9 protein-coding genes are annotated in these 15,061 nt (G+C 45.9%); 8 read left to right on the top strand and 1 reads right to left on the bottom strand.

The annotated features are described in order from the left end of the window. The first annotated feature begins 5 nt into the window (after nucleotides 1-5). The 8 genes from BACINT_RS02710 to BACINT_RS02675 all read left to right on the top strand — a co-directional run bounded on the left by BACINT_RS02710 (nucleotide 6) and on the right by BACINT_RS02675 (nucleotide 14,575). Entirely contained in the window at nucleotides 6-1,259 is a 1,254-nt protein-coding gene (locus tag BACINT_RS02710) for an L-rhamnose isomerase (RefSeq protein ID WP_007660398.1), read from the top strand. 98 nt (nucleotides 1,260-1,357) lie between these two features. After that, nucleotides 1,358-2,389, top strand: a complete 1,032-nt coding sequence (rhaT, locus tag BACINT_RS02705; protein WP_007660391.1) for an L-rhamnose/proton symporter RhaT — start codon at nucleotides 1,358-1,360, stop codon at nucleotides 2,387-2,389. Between the two features lie 23 nt (nucleotides 2,390-2,412). Continuing rightward, entirely contained in the window at nucleotides 2,413-3,222 is an 810-nt protein-coding gene (gene rhaD / locus BACINT_RS02700) for a rhamnulose-1-phosphate aldolase (RefSeq protein WP_007660390.1), read from the top strand. A gap of 68 nt (nucleotides 3,223-3,290) precedes the next feature. Then, entirely contained in the window at nucleotides 3,291-4,589 is a 1,299-nt protein-coding gene (locus tag BACINT_RS02695) for a glycoside hydrolase family 88/105 protein (RefSeq protein WP_007660389.1), read from the top strand. A gap of 127 nt (nucleotides 4,590-4,716) precedes the next feature. Further along, a complete protein-coding gene (locus tag BACINT_RS02690) occupies nucleotides 4,717-5,643 on the top strand; it encodes a helix-turn-helix domain-containing protein (RefSeq protein WP_007660388.1) in 927 nt (308 codons plus the stop codon). A 627-nt stretch (nucleotides 5,644-6,270) separates the two neighbouring features. Then, complete coding sequence (locus BACINT_RS02685; RefSeq protein WP_007660380.1) at nucleotides 6,271-9,171, top strand: glycoside hydrolase family 2 protein; 2,901 nt, start codon at nucleotides 6,271-6,273, stop codon at nucleotides 9,169-9,171. Between the two features lie 46 nt (nucleotides 9,172-9,217). After that, nucleotides 9,218-11,368, top strand: a complete 2,151-nt coding sequence (locus tag BACINT_RS02680) for a hypothetical protein (protein WP_007660379.1) — start codon at nucleotides 9,218-9,220, stop codon at nucleotides 11,366-11,368. A 39-nt stretch (nucleotides 11,369-11,407) separates the two neighbouring features. Further along, the gene (locus BACINT_RS02675; protein ID WP_007660378.1) at nucleotides 11,408-14,575 is read left to right on the top strand and encodes a DUF4450 domain-containing protein; all 3,168 of its coding nucleotides are present in this window, start codon (nucleotides 11,408-11,410) and stop codon (nucleotides 14,573-14,575) included. Here the strand turns inward: BACINT_RS02675 and BACINT_RS02670 are convergent. Further along, entirely contained in the window at nucleotides 14,559-15,050 is a 492-nt protein-coding gene (locus BACINT_RS02670; RefSeq protein WP_007660377.1) for a DUF456 domain-containing protein, read from the bottom strand. The two genes, BACINT_RS02675 and BACINT_RS02670, sit on opposite strands and share 17 nt — an antisense overlap. Between the last annotated feature and the right edge of the window lie 11 nt (nucleotides 15,051-15,061).

The following is a 15,061-nucleotide window of genomic DNA, read 5'->3' as shown; positions in this document are numbered from 1 at the left end:
CCATCATGAAAGAAGAATTGATTCAAAAAGCCTATGAAGTGGCAAAAGAACGTTACGCAGCTATCGGCGTAGATGTAGAGAAAGCAATGGACACCTTGCAAAAGATTTCCCTCTCCCTGCATTGCTGGCAGGCAGATGATGTAGCCGGATTTGAAGCACAGGGTGCATTGACCGGAGGCATTCAGGCTACCGGAAACTATCCTGGCAAGGCTCGTAATATGGAAGAACTGAGACAAGACGTATTGAAAGCAGCCAGCTATATTCCTGGAACTCACCGCTTGAATCTTCATGAAATCTATGGTGACTTCGGTGGCAAATTTGTTGACCGTGACCAGGTAGAACCGGCTCACTTCGAAAGTTGGATACAGTGGGCAGCTGAAAATAATATGAAGTTGGATTTCAATTCCACTTCTTTCTCTCATCCGAAGAGTGGTAATCTTTCCCTTTCTAATCCTGATAAAGGTATTCGTGACTTCTGGGTAGAGCATACAAAGCGTTGCCGTGCTATTGCAGAAGAGATGGGTAAGCGCCAGGGTGATCCTTGTATCATGAATCTGTGGGTACATGATGGCAGCAAGGATATCACTGTGAACCGTATGTTGTATCGTGAATTACTGAAGGATTCTCTGGATCGCATTTTCGAAGTGGAATACAAGAATATGAAAGACTGTGTAGAGTCTAAAGTATTTGGTATCGGTCTGGAAAGTTATACGGTAGGTTCCAATGACTTCTATATTGGTTATGGTGTGAGCCGTAATAAGATTGTTACACTGGATACAGGTCACTTCCACCCGACTGAAAGCGTTGCGGACAAACTGTCTTCTTTATTATTATTCATTCCGGAAATCATGTTGCATGTGAGCCGTCCGGTACGTTGGGATTCTGACCACGTGACGATTATGAATGATGAAACAATGGATCTCTGCAAAGAAATTGTACGTTGTAATGCTTTGGATCGCGTACATATCGGTCTGGATTATTTTGATGCTTCTATTAACCGTATCGGTGCGTATGTTATAGGTAGCCGTGCTACACAGAAATGTGTGTTGCAAGCTCTGTTGGAACCACTGGATACTTTGCGCAAATATGAAGCAAATGATCAGTTATTTGAGCGTCTTGCTTTGCTCGAAGAAGGAAAATCTTTACCTTGGAATGCAGTTTGGGATATGTTCTGCTTAAAGAACGGTGTACCTGTAGGTGAAGAATTCATTACTGAGATACAGAAATACGAAGCAGACGTTACGTCGAAACGTAATTAAGTGATTAATGGTTAGTGATGAGTGTTTGGTGGGAAAGCTGTATCTTTGTGCGTTTTCCTGTGCTAAGCACTTATCACTAATCACTAAATGTTATTATCATGAATACACTGATAGGATTGTTGATTATAGCTATCGGGAGTTTCGGACAGAGTAGTTCGTATGTGCCTATCAATAAGGTGAAAAATTGGTCATGGGAAAGTTTCTGGCTTGTACAGGGAATCTTTGCGTGGCTTGTTTTTCCGTTGTTGGGGGCATTGCTTGCTATTCCGGCAGGAAGTTCACTGTTAGAACTCTGGGGAGCAGGTGGTGCTTTGCCTGCAATGATTTATGGCGTCTTGTGGGGCGTTGGTGGATTAACTTTCGGGTTGAGTATGCGTTATCTGGGTGTAGCACTTGGACAAAGTATTGCTCTTGGTACATGTGCTGGATTCGGAACACTCTTTCCCGCTTTGTTTACCGGAAAAGATTTGCTGCATGGTGAAGGACTGATGCTACTTATTGGCGTCTGTATAACGCTGGCTGGTATTGCTATCATCGGATATGCTGGTAGCCTTCGCTCTAAGAATATGACGGAAGAAGAAAAACGGGCAGCTGTTAAGGACTTTGCTTTGACGAAAGGTTTGCTCGTGGCATTGCTGGCAGGTGTGATGAGTGCGTGTTTTGCTCTTGGACTGGATGCCGGAACACCTATAAAAGAAGCAGCTTTGGCAGGTGGAGTAGAAGCTCTTTATGCTGGTTTACCCGTAATTTTCTTGGTTACTCTCGGTGGCTTCTGTACGAATGCTATTTATTGCATCTGGCAGAATATCAAGAATAAAACCGGTAAGGAATATTTCTCTGTAAAAGGTGTGGTACTGACGAATAATCTCTTATTTTGTGCTCTTGCCGGTGTACTGTGGTATTCACAGTTCTTTGGGCTTGAAATGGGTAAGAGTTTCCTGACAGACAGCCCTATACTTCTTGCTTTCTCTTGGAGTATCCTGATGTCACTGAATGTTACGTTCAGTAATGTTTGGGGTATTTTACTGAAAGAGTGGAAAGGTGTCAGCAATACTACGATTGCCGTTCTTATCTTAGGCTTGGTGGTTCTGATATCTTCCATTATAGTAGTGGCAATGGCACAGGTATAAAGTGGTAACTAAATTATATTAATATGAAATCAATTCTCGTAAATCGCCAGGCATTGACCTATGCAGTCAATCAAGCGGCAGAAGTTGCTGGATATCTCTGGCAAAAAGGATGGGCTGAACGTAATGGCGGCAACATCACACTGAATATTACTGAATTTGTAGACGATGAGATAAAGTCGTTGCCTGCTATTAGTGATGTAAAGCAGATAGGTGCTACTCTACCTTATCTGAAAGGCTGTTATTTCTATTGCAAAGGAACTAATAAGCGTATGCGCGATTTGGCTCGTTGGCCGATGGAACATGGTTCTGTAATCCGTATTCTGGATGACTGTGCCAGCTATGTGATTATTGCGGATCATCCTGTGATGCCTACTTCTGAATTACCTGCCCATCTCAGTGTACACAATCGTCTGATTGAGAAAGGTTCGCCTTATAAAGCTTCATTGCATACTCATCCCATTGAATTGATTGCTATGACTCATTGTAAGAAATTCCTTGAAAAAGATGTTGCTACCAATTTGCTTTGGAGTATGATTCCCGAAACTAAGGCTTTCTGTCCGCGTGGTTTGGGTATCATTCCTTATGAATTGCCAAGCTCCGTACAATTGGCAGAGGCTACTATTGAGCAATTGGAAGATTATGATGTGGCTATGTGGGAAAAGCATGGTGTATTCGCAGTAGATGTGGATATCATGTCGGCTTTCGATCAGGTGGATGTACTGAATAAGTCTGCCCTGATTTATATTGCTGCCAAAAATATGGGCTTTGAACCTGACGGTATGAGCCAGGAACAAATGCAGGAAATGACTCGTGCATTCAATCTGCCTAAATGATTCTTAAGTAGATAGTAGGCATTTCTTATTGGCTACTATCTACTTTACTAATTCTTTAAAAGTATAATATGAAGCGAATATTCTTTTCTCTCGCTCTGCTGCTGGCAGTAACAACTCTCGCCGCCCAGACCAATATGACGGCAAGAGAAGCTGCTGTAAAGATTGCAGACCGCATTCTTGCCAGTACCACATACGAGTTTAAGAATACGAAGACTGGTGAAACTTATAAGTCCGTCAAGAAATTACCTCTTGACATGAATGTGAAGGTAGCATGCAAGTACAATAACTGGCATTATACGAATGGTGTAACCAATATGGCTCTCATGGAACTGGGGGATAAACTTGCTGACAAGAAGTATGAGAAATATGTTTTGAAGAACATGAATTTTGTGTTCAATGAAGGTAATCTCGAATTCTTTCGCAAACAGTACGATGAGGCCTTTAAACAAGATGGTTGGAATGCCGTGCGAAAATTGAGTTGGCACATGATCTTCCGTGGCAAGCGTCTGGATGATAATGGCCCGATGGGAGCCAGTCTGATTGAACTGCAGATGAGATATCCTAATCAATCTTTTCTGGATTATGTTAACGAAACAGCCGAACACCTGAATTACGGTGAACCTCGTTTGGTGGATGGAACTATTGCCCGTATATGGCCGCATGTCAATACGATTTGGGCAGATGATGCCTTTATGGCAATTTCTTTTCTGGCACGCATGGGTAAGATGACTGGTGATGAGAAGTATTTTAATGATGCAGCCAATCAGGTGCTAAACTATACCCGTTATCTTTGGTGTCCTGAAAAACAGATTTATTATCATTGTTATCATACGGATAACAAGGAGCATGGAGTAGCTCACTGGAGCCGTGCTAACGGATGGGTATTTATGGCACAGGCTGATCTGCTTAGTATGATGCCGAAAGATCATCCGATGCGTGAAGCTGTTATCGAAAATTTCCGCCAACAAGCAAGTGGTGTAGCCCGTTATCAAGGTAAGAATGGACTTTGGCATCAGTTGTTGGATAAAGAAGATTCTTATGAGGAAATCACAGGAACAGCAATGTTTGTTTTTGGTATTGCCCGTGGTGTGAAAGAAGGATGGCTACATCCTGATTTCATTTACGTAGCTGAGCAGGGATTGAAAGGTATGATGAAAAAGATTTCTGATAATGGAGATGTTACTTCTATTTGTGTAGGAACAGGTATCATGCCTTCATTGGTATATTATTATAACCGTCCTACACAGGAAAATGATCCTATGGGTGAAGGCCCTGTACTCCGTGCATTGGTTGAAATGATAGATGCACCCAAGTACACAGAAATAAAGGCCGAAGAACAATATGATAAAATTGTTGTAAAAAAATAATCTTTCCCCTATTACTCGTTTTTATTAGTCCGCTCCGGTATATTTTAGAATAAAGCCGGAACGGACATTTTTTTATTCATAAATAATTTCTATTTTTGCCACATATCTATTATGTAAAACACGTGTTATGACTAAGAACTATAATGATTTAGGGGTTGAATTCAAATATTTGATAGTGAATGATATGGACCAGAAATTTGGTCTGTGGGTAAATACCGTGGGTTTCCAGTCCATTCAGCCAAATTCTCCTTATCCCTTGAAGGATCACCCTTCAGGCTATTTCTTCAATGCCCAGAAGGGGCGTGTTTTACGTGAATATCAGTTGGTTTATATAACTAAAGGACGAGGTTTGTTTGCTTCCGATACTACTCCGGAGAAACAAGTCTGTAAAGGCAGACTTATGGTTCTTTTCCCTGGGCAATGGCATACGTATCATCCATATCAGCAAACAGGTTGGAATGAATATTATATCGGTTTTGAGGGGCCGGTCATCGATGATATGCTGAGAGGAGGCTTCCTCTCTAAAGACAATCAAATACTGGAAGTAGGTCTGAACGAGGAACTGGTTACCCTTTTTTCACGTGCATTGGAGATAGCTGAAGCTGATAAGATTTCATCCCAGCAATATCTTTCAGGTATTGTATTGCACATGATAGGAATGATTCTTTCCATATCCAAGAATAAGATATTCGAGATGGGTGATGTTGATCAAAAGATTGAACAGGCGAAAATTATTATGAATGAGAATATATTCAAGGATATTGACCCGGAAGAGTTGGCCATGAAATTGAATATCAGTTATTCTTGGTTTCGTAAGGTTTTTAAGGATTATACGGGATATGCGCCTGCTAAGTATTTCCAGGAACTTAAGTTGCGTAAGGCAAAGCAGTTACTGGTTGGCACTTCCCAATCGGTAAAGGAAATTTCGTTTATGCTCGATTATAAATCTACTGAACACTTTTTCTCTCTCTTCAAAAAACGTACAGGATTTACTCCATTAGAATACAGGTCTTTCGGGCGTGAGACGAATGTAGAGGAGGAAGATTTATTGTAAAGTTAAAGCGGAAAGCACTTTGACACTTTGCTTTTTATGCATAATGAGAATGTGATATTTCCGTCCGACGGAGGGGGAGAACGAAAAGAAACGAACGGAAATCAGCATATTGTTGATTGAGAGTGGAATACAGAAATACGTACAACTCTGAAAAAAGAAAAACAGATGGTCTGTCCACTGAAAACACATAGTTTGCTTCCCATCTATAGACCGTTTATGTTCGATCCATGGATCGTTTGTTCTTCATCTATAGATCAGACGTGTTTCATTTATAGATTGTTTGCGTTAGATCTATAGTTCCTTTGTGAAAGAACTATAGTTTCTTGCATAAGTATTGCATTCGTTGTCTGTTTTATACGGAAATACTGCATTTATATTCTATAGATTATGCAGCCGGATTCTATTTGAACTGTTTGTGGAAAATGTTCTGTTGGGAAAAGGATTGTTTTGATAGCTTTTTGTTCGCAGTGAGGCGGAATGAGTGACTTCTTGTGATATAAAGAGTTAAGTGGGAAGAAGCGGAGATTCTCTCTCCGTCATTTTGTACAGCCAGAAAATCATTCTGCTTATTTATTATTTGCCAGAGAATGTCTTTCTTTGTAAAATCGAATAATAAAGCCAAATACTATGAGTAGAAAGCACTTTTTGGGTACCATCCTTTTCTTACTGACAGCTTGGGTTGTACAAGCTCAGGAAACAGAACGTCAATATCTTTCCGGCACAGGGTTGGGTAACACCGTAACCTGGCAGTTTCGTGTATCCGAAGGACACAACAGCGGGCGTTGGAGTAAAATAGAAGTTCCTTCACAATGGGAACTGCAAGGCTTCGGTGAATATACCTATGGCCGTTGGTATAAGAAAGCCGGAGTGAAGAATCCTTCGATGGAAGAAGGTACTTATAAGCGCTCTTTCCGTGTTCCCCGCAACTGGCAGGGACAGAATGTACGCCTCTGGTTTGGTGGCGTAATGACTGATACCGAAGTCTTCGTCAATGGCCAATCCGCAGGCCCCGTACATCAGGGAGGCTTCTATCGCTTCTCTTATGACGTCACCGATCTGCTGAAATTCGGAAGCAACAATCAAATTGAAGTTCGTGTAAAGAAGCACTCTGACAACAAGTCCATCAACGCTGCCGAGCGCAAGGCGGACTGGTGGCTCTTTGGTGGAATATATCGCCCCGTATGGCTGGAAGCAAAGCCGGCTACGCATATCGAACGTCTGGCTGTAGATGCCCGTGCGGATGGAGAGCTAAAAGTAGAAGTACATTTGCAAGGTACTACCGGAGAAGAAAGTCTTTCCATGGAAGTGGCGCCGATATCTGCCAAGGATGCCGAACACCGTCCCGTGAAAGTTACTAAAGATTCCGTTCAGTTGCTGACTGCTCATTTCGACGGTATATCTCCGTGGACTCCTGAGTCTCCTGTACTCTATCGGCTTACAGTTTCTCTGCTCGGTAAGGAAGGAAACGTCATTCACTCCATGGATACCCGCATCGGCTTCCGCACCATTGATTTCCGTCCTCGCGACGGACTCTACCTGAACGGTACCAAGCTTGTTATGAAAGGCATCAATCGACACACCTTCCACCCCGATGGCGGACGAACTACGAATAAAGAACTCAGCATACAGGATGTCAAGCTTATAAAAGAGATGAACATGAATGCCGTCCGTTCTCACTATCCCCCTGATGAACACTTCCTGGATGCCTGCGACTCCCTTGGTTTACTCTACATCGACGAGTTGGCTGGTTGGCAAGATGCTTATGATACCCCTACAGGTACTCGTCTTGTTCGTGAAATGTTGACGCGTGACGTGAATCATCCCTGTATCGTGCTCTGGAGTAATGGTAACGAAGGTGGATGGAATACTGCAATTGATAGCCTGTTCCGTACTTACGACCCGCAAAAACGTCATGTCATCCACCCCTGGGCGGATTTCGACGAACTCGATACACACCACTATCCTGCTTATCTCACCGGAGTGGCCCGTTTTACCAATGGCTATAAAGTCTTCATGCCTGCCGAATTCATGCATGGCCAGTACGACCAGGGACATGGTGCCGGACTGGAGGATTTCTGGGCACGTTACACCGCCCATCCTCTCTTTGCCGGAGGTTTCATGTGGGCATACAGCGACGAAGCTGTACGCCGTTCCGACCGTGGCGGAGCACTGGATAGTGAAGATTACAATGCCCCGGATGGTATCCTCGGTCCCTATCGCGAAAAGGAGGGCAGTTACTATTCTGTCCGTGAAGTCTGGTCACCTATCTATGTGGAGCCTCTGATGATTACCCCCTCGTTCCGTGGTGAATTCCGGGTGTCGAACCGATTCCTGTTTACGAACCTAGACAAGTGTTCCATGCGTTGGCGCGTACTCCATTGTGCATCGCCGTTGCAAGGTGAAACTGTGGGCAGCCCGGTATCTGTAGCCGATGGAGGTGCCCAAGCCTGGCGTCAGGTAGTAGATAGCGGAATGGTACAACTTCCTTCGTTGGTTCCCGGTGAGACTGGGTTCGCCCGAATCACTGCTCCCAAGCTTTTTGAGGGGGACATTCTGGAACTTGAAGCGTATGGAGTGGATGGCGAAAGTATCTGTACACGTACCTTCCCGATACATTATGCGAAAGATTATCTGCAAGGTGAACTGGAGGCAAATGCTCATTCGTCCGCTTCACAAACTTCAGTCACGGGTAATTGCCGTGTTGAAGAAACCGATACTCTGATTACTTTGCATTCTCCTGCCGTTACCGTCTCTTTCCGGAAGAGTGACGCTACTATCACTTCTGTGATAAGGAATGCCGACAGTCGGGTTATCCCTCTGAAAGATGGTCCCGTTGCCGTGGGTATGAAGATGATCCTGTCTAATCTCTCCGCTCGTACGGAAAATGGTGATGCTGTTCTTTGTGCACGCTATCGGGGTGCTGCCGATTCCATCGTCTGGCGTCTTACCCCAGCTGGTCTCCTCTCTATGGATGCCGTGCTGTTGAACCGTGCTTCCGGTGGCGGTGGCTTCGACGATGCCTTTACCGACACCGAAGTCCTGAACCTCGGGCTCACCTTCTCATATCCCGAATCCGAGTGCTCCGGCATGCGCTGGATGGGACGTGGCCCGTACCGTGTTTGGAAGAACCGTATCCCCGGTGCCAATTATGGCATCTGGCAGAAAGATTATAACAACACCATTACCGGTGAAAGCACCGACCGCCTTGTGTACCCCGAATTCAAGGGCTATCATGCCAACTTCTATTGGGCTACCCTGCAAAGTCCTACGGTTCCTTTCACTGTGTATGCCGCCAGTGATGGCATCTTCTTGCGGGTATTCACGCCCGAAGAACCCCACGGCCGCCAGGATGGCATCAATACCATGCCCGACTTCCCCGCGGGAGATATTTCTTTCTTACTCGATATTCCGGGTATCCGTTGTTTCAAGCCCATCAGCCAACATGGTCCACAGAGCCAGCCGGGAATTATCCGCATCAAGAAAGGAGACGAAGGACTACGGCTGAATCTGATGTTCGACTTCCGTTAGCTTCCCCCAAATACTATTAATCTAATTATCTGTTATCAAGAATACCATGAAAAAAGTATTTTATTCCCTTTTCGCTGCTTTCGTGCTGACGGCTTGTGGTTCGGAGAAACAAGCTCCGATAGACCGTGAAGCATTGGTGACTCGTAACAATCCTCAAGTAGCCTCGTTCGATTCGTTGGCTTCGCTCAGCGTGGGTAATGGTGAATTTGCGTTCACGGTAGATGCTACTGGCTTACAAACATTCCCGTCTATGTATAGTAAGGGTGTGCCTTTGGGGACACAGAGCCAGTGGGGCTGGCATTCATTTGCCAATCCGCAGGGATACAAGTCTGAAGAAGTCCTGAAAGCCTTTGACTTCGGTCGTGGACACGAAGAACTCTACGCCTGCCAGTTCAAGGAAGAAGGACGGCAAAAAGAAGCTTCCGACTGGTTCCGCGTCAATCCGCACCGCTTGCACTTGGGGATCGTTGGCTTGGAACTGGGTGACGGAGTGAAAGCATCTGATATCACCGATATCCGCCAAACACTGAATATGTGGAAAGGTGAAATCACCAGCCACTTCACACTGAATGGTAACACTTTCGATGTACAGACAGTCTGCCATCCCGATCAGGATATGATTTCCGCCAGTGTCACCAGCCGTGCACATGCCGGTGTCAATCTGCGCTTTCCGTATCCCACGGGTGCACATGCTGATGATGCCTGCAATTGGGATGCGAACGATAAACATTCTACAACCATTGTCCGTCAGGATGCCCAAAGTGCCGTGCTGAAGCGTGTGCTCGATGAAACCACTTATTATGTAACCCTGCGTTGGGAAGGCAAAGCCAACCTGGCTGAGAAATCCAAGAACTATTTCGTCTTGACTCCGGATGAAGATATGCTGGCATTCTCCTGTCTCTTTACACCGAATTTTCAGGGAACCGTATTTGAAAGTGAACCTCCTGTCTATGCTGACGGTCAGGTATTGCCCTCTTTCGCAGAAACTGCTGCTGCCAGTGCCTCTCATTGGACGAACTTCTGGACGAATGGCGCTGCTGTCGATTTCTCACATTGCACCGATCCGCGTGCAAAGGAGCTGGAACGTCGTGTGGTACTCAGTCAGTATCTTCTCGCTATCCAGTCTGCCGGTAGTGTACCTCCGCAGGAGACAGGTCTGACTTATAATTCTTGGTTCGGTAAGTTCCATCTTGAAATGATTTGGTGGCATCAAGCTTGGCAGCCGCTTTGGGGGCATACTGATCTGCTGGACCGTACGTTGGGTTGGTATGAAACCGTAGAACCCGTTGCCCGTGAAATAGCCCGTCGCCAGGGGTTTCCCGGTGTGCGCTGGATGAAGATGACCGATCCTAGCGGTACGGAAGCGCCTTCCAATGTAGGTTCTTTCCTGATCTGGCAACAACCGCATTTCATTTATCTGGCCGAACTTGTTTACCGTTCCAATCCTTCAGACGAAGTGATTCAAAAGTACAACAAACTGGTGCAGGAAACTGCCGAGTTTATGTATGCTTTCGCAACTTATGATGAATTCCACGGTCGTTTCATCCTGAAAGGTGCCATCCCTGCACAGGAAACACTGCGTGCAGCTACCACCATCAACCCACCTTTCGAACTCTCTTACTGGCACTTTGCTATGCAGACAGCCCAGAAGTGGCGCGAGCGTGCCGGTGGAAAGCGCAATCTGGAATGGGACGAAATGATAGACAAACTCTCTCCGCTTGCTTATAACGAGGATCATCTCTACCTGGCATCCGAAGATGCCGTTGATACTTACAAAGATATTCGTTTTACCAGCGATCACATGGCCGTGCTCGGTTCCGTAGGTATCCTTCCGATAAACAAGCTCATTCGTGACGACTATATGAAGAATACCCTGCACTGGGTGTGGGACAACTGGAATTGGGGGAAAACCTGGGGGTGGGACTATCCGATGACTGCAATGAACGCCACTCGTCTGGGCGAACCCGAAAAGGCTGTAGGCGCTTTACTGATGGATAAACGCACTAATACCTACCTGTTGAATGGACATAATTATCAGGATGGCCGTCTGCGCTGTTACCTGCCCGGTAATGGTGGTTTGCTGACTGCCGTAGCATTGATGTGTGCCGGTTGGGATGGGTGTCAGGTGAAGAATCCGGGCTTCCCGCAGGACGGAACATGGGATGTGCGTTGGGAAGGTTTGAGTCCGATGCCGTAAGTGCTATCACTCTTTATCACATCTTATCCATCACCCTATATGAAACGAATATTTCTTTATGCCGCTATCTCTCTGTTGCCTGCTATCGCTTATGCACAGTATACCACTGGCAATAAACCGCAAGGTGCTGGCGATCGCATAGAGTCCACCTCTTTCAACGATCATAAACGTGGTGCCTCCCGTACCTTGCAATATCGTCCGGATGGAGAAGACTTTGTAAGCGTCAACGGTAAGAACCGCTATACCCGCGCTCTCTATGGCAGCCACACAGCTTTCCGTTTAGAGACGAGCGACCGTCCCGTTTTTGCCGTTTATGAGAAACGTAATAGTAAGAATATCAGTTTTCGTCTTCTGCTGAGTGATGGCAGTTCTGTAGCTCTTGACTCTACTGCCTGGTGTGAATCACGCTACACTCCCGGTCGCCGTTCGTATCGCCTGACGCATCCTGCCTGGAGTGAAAATGCAGAACTGCAGATCTTCGCTCTTGCCTTGCCCGATGAAGATGCTGCTATCTGGAAGATTACTCCCATCAATATGCCTCAGGGGGCTACTTTACGCTCTTTGCTGAGCGAAATCCGTCTTGACAAACTGAGCCGTAACGGTGATATGGGAGCTGATCCTCCGGGTTGCTTCGATGCGCCGGAGCACCCTGAACAATTACAGACTATGGATATAGCTCTGGATACTGATCCACAGAATATCTATATTCTTGTCCGCGATTATTCCTTGGTGATTCCTTCCTTTGAAGAGGGTGTTGCTCTCTATGATAAATCAGAGCGAGCCCGTGCCGAACTGGCTTCCCGCATTCGGATTACAACTCCCGATCCATTTTTTAATACCCTGGGTGGTGCCCTTGCCGTAGCTGCCGATGGTATTTGGGATGGTGAAGTCTGGTTGCATGGTGCCATTGGTTGGCGTATGCCCCTTAGCGGCTGGCGTGCAGCTTATACAGGCGATGCTTTGGGGTGGCACGATCGTGCCCGTACGCATTTCGATGCCTATGCTGCCAGTCAGGTGACTGAGGTACCCAATACGATATCACATCCTGCACAGGATTCTGCCCTTGCTCTGGCTCGTTCCGTAAAGCAATGGGGTACACCGCAGTACAGTAACGGATATATTTGTCGTAATCCGCGTCGTAACGATCAGATGCATCATTATGATATGAATCTTTGTTATATAGATGAACTCCTGTGGCATCTTAACTGGACCGGTGATCTGGAATATGCCCGTCGCATGTGGCCTGTATTTACTCGTCATCTTGCCTGGGAGAAGCTCAACTATGATCCCGATAATGACGGTCTTTACGATGCCTACGCCTGTATCTGGGCAAGCGATGCCCTCTACTACAACAGCGGTGCCGTCACTCACAGTACTGCTTATAACTATCGTGCCAATCGCCTTGCTGCTCTGATTGCTGAAAAAATAGGGGAAGATTCCACACCTTACCGCGAGGAAGCTGATAATATATTGAAAGCACTGAATGCCCGCCTTTGGATGCCCGAACGTGGACATTGGGCTGAGTTCCAGGACTTCATGGGACATAAACGCCTGCATACCGCTCCCGGTGTGTGGACCATCTATCATGCGCTCGACAGCGATATTGCCGATCCTTTCCAGGCATACCTTGCCACCAGTTATGTAGACCGTGAAATTCCTCATATTCCTGTTCGTGGCGAAGGTCTGAAAGATGAAGGATATGCTACCATTTCCACTACCAATTGGCTACCTTATTCCTGGAGTATTAATAATGTAGCTTTTGCCGAAGTGATGCATACCGCCCTTGCTTATTTCCAGGCAGGTCGTACCGATGCCGGTTTCAAATTGTTGAAAAGTTCCATTCTGGATGGTATGTATTTAGGTGAAAGCCCTGCCAACTTTGGGCAGATCAGCTTCTATGATGCTGCCCGTGGAGAGTGTTACCGCGATTTCGGTGATCCTATCGGTGTTGCTTCCCGCGTGTTGATACAAGGTCTTTATGGTATTCTGCCGGATGCAATGAACGAACGTTTGTTAGTGAAACCCGGTTTGCCGTCCGCATGGCCGTCTGCCTCTCTGCATACACCGGATATTGATTTCGATTTTCAGCGGGGAGATAAGGAAGGAGTTACCTCTTATGTCGTAACTCATCGTTTGCCTGCTGTCCGTACCCTGGAACTTCAGTTTCCGGCACAACGTTCTAAGGTGGCAAAACTCACAATCAATGGGAAACCTGCCACGTGGACATTGGTTGAGAAATCTATTACTCGTCCAATGCTGTCTGTCGTGGTACCTGCCTCTTCCGGTGAAGAGACAGATGTACGTATTGAATGGGGTGGTGAAGAGTTTTCTTCTCCTGCATCAGTTCCTGCCAACGTTATATATGCTGAGGCTCCTGTCTGCTTTGTTCCTATGCAACAGGATGAAATGAAATGGTGGTATCCTGTTGGCAGACCTCATTCTGAAGCTAATCAAAGTTTGATAGAACCCAGTACTTTCACCCAAGTTCATTTTGCAAAATGTGAGCCGGTAGTGATGGATACCCGTTTCAACTCATCTGTGACGGATATTTTCCGTAACGAATATCTTTCTCCCCGTTCTCCTTATACTACTTTGCAAATACCCAAACAGGGTATCGGGGAGTGGTGTCATCCTTTACATACAGTGGATATTAATGATGCCGGGCTTCGTTCTTCTGTTCAGAATGGTATATTGAATACTGAGTTGGGCATACCTTTCCGTACTCCTGCTGAAGGTCATAATGTGGCTTTTACTTCTCTTTGGGACAATTATCCGGATAGCCTAGAAATTCCTCTCAAAGGAAAAGCTTCCCGTGCTTATTTGCTTATGGCGGGCAGTACGAATCATATGCAGTGTCATATCGATAATGGAGTTATCCGTATCTATTATAAAGACGGTACCCGTGATGTTATGTTCTTGCGCAATCCGGATAACTGGCCTCCTATCGAACACATCTTCTTTGAAGATGGTTTAGCATTCAATCGCCATACGCCGGCACTCTACCGCCTGCGACTTAAAACAGGCGAAATCAGTAATAATTTCGGTGAGGAGTTGGGATTTCCCGGTGCTTCCCGTGAATTGGATGGTGGAGCGGCTGTGTTGCTCGAAATGCCTTTGAACCCCGGTAAGAAGCTTTCTCACCTTGTTCTCGAAACTCTTTCTAATGATGTGGTAATCGGATTGATGAGCATTACGCTGCAACGGTAAGTAATCCCTTGGCAAAGCACCATACGAAATACCCGCATATCACTACTTTGAATACTGTTCCTACCAAGAAACCTATCAGTGCCCCGATGCCCGATTTGAAGGCGTCCCGGGCACTTCTTTCTCCTAAAAGTTCTCCGATAAAAGCCCCTCCGAAAGCTCCTAAAACAATTCCCCACGGGCTGAAAAACACGATTCCGACAATAGAACCTATCAGGCATCCCCAACTTCCCCATTTGGTTCCACCGCTAAATTTACTTCCTATAACAGGAGTGAAGTAATCCAGCACTTGCACCACCACAACCAGCAACAACCACACGAGTAACTGGGTGGTAGAAAATTGCGATCTATCCGTAATGTGAAGCAATAACAAGCCGACGTAAGATATAGGCGGCCCGGGAATGACAGGCAGGATACAGCCCAATAAGCCTACGATAAGGCATATCCCTCCTAATGTGATGAGTAAAATGTCAACCATGCTGATATGGA

It is taken from the genome of Bacteroides intestinalis DSM 17393, from assembly GCF_000172175.1.
In the GTDB taxonomy this organism is placed as follows: domain Bacteria; phylum Bacteroidota; class Bacteroidia; order Bacteroidales; family Bacteroidaceae; genus Bacteroides; species Bacteroides intestinalis.
Note: the sequence above shows the minus strand (reverse complement) of the source record. Positions and strands in the feature narration are given on the sequence as shown.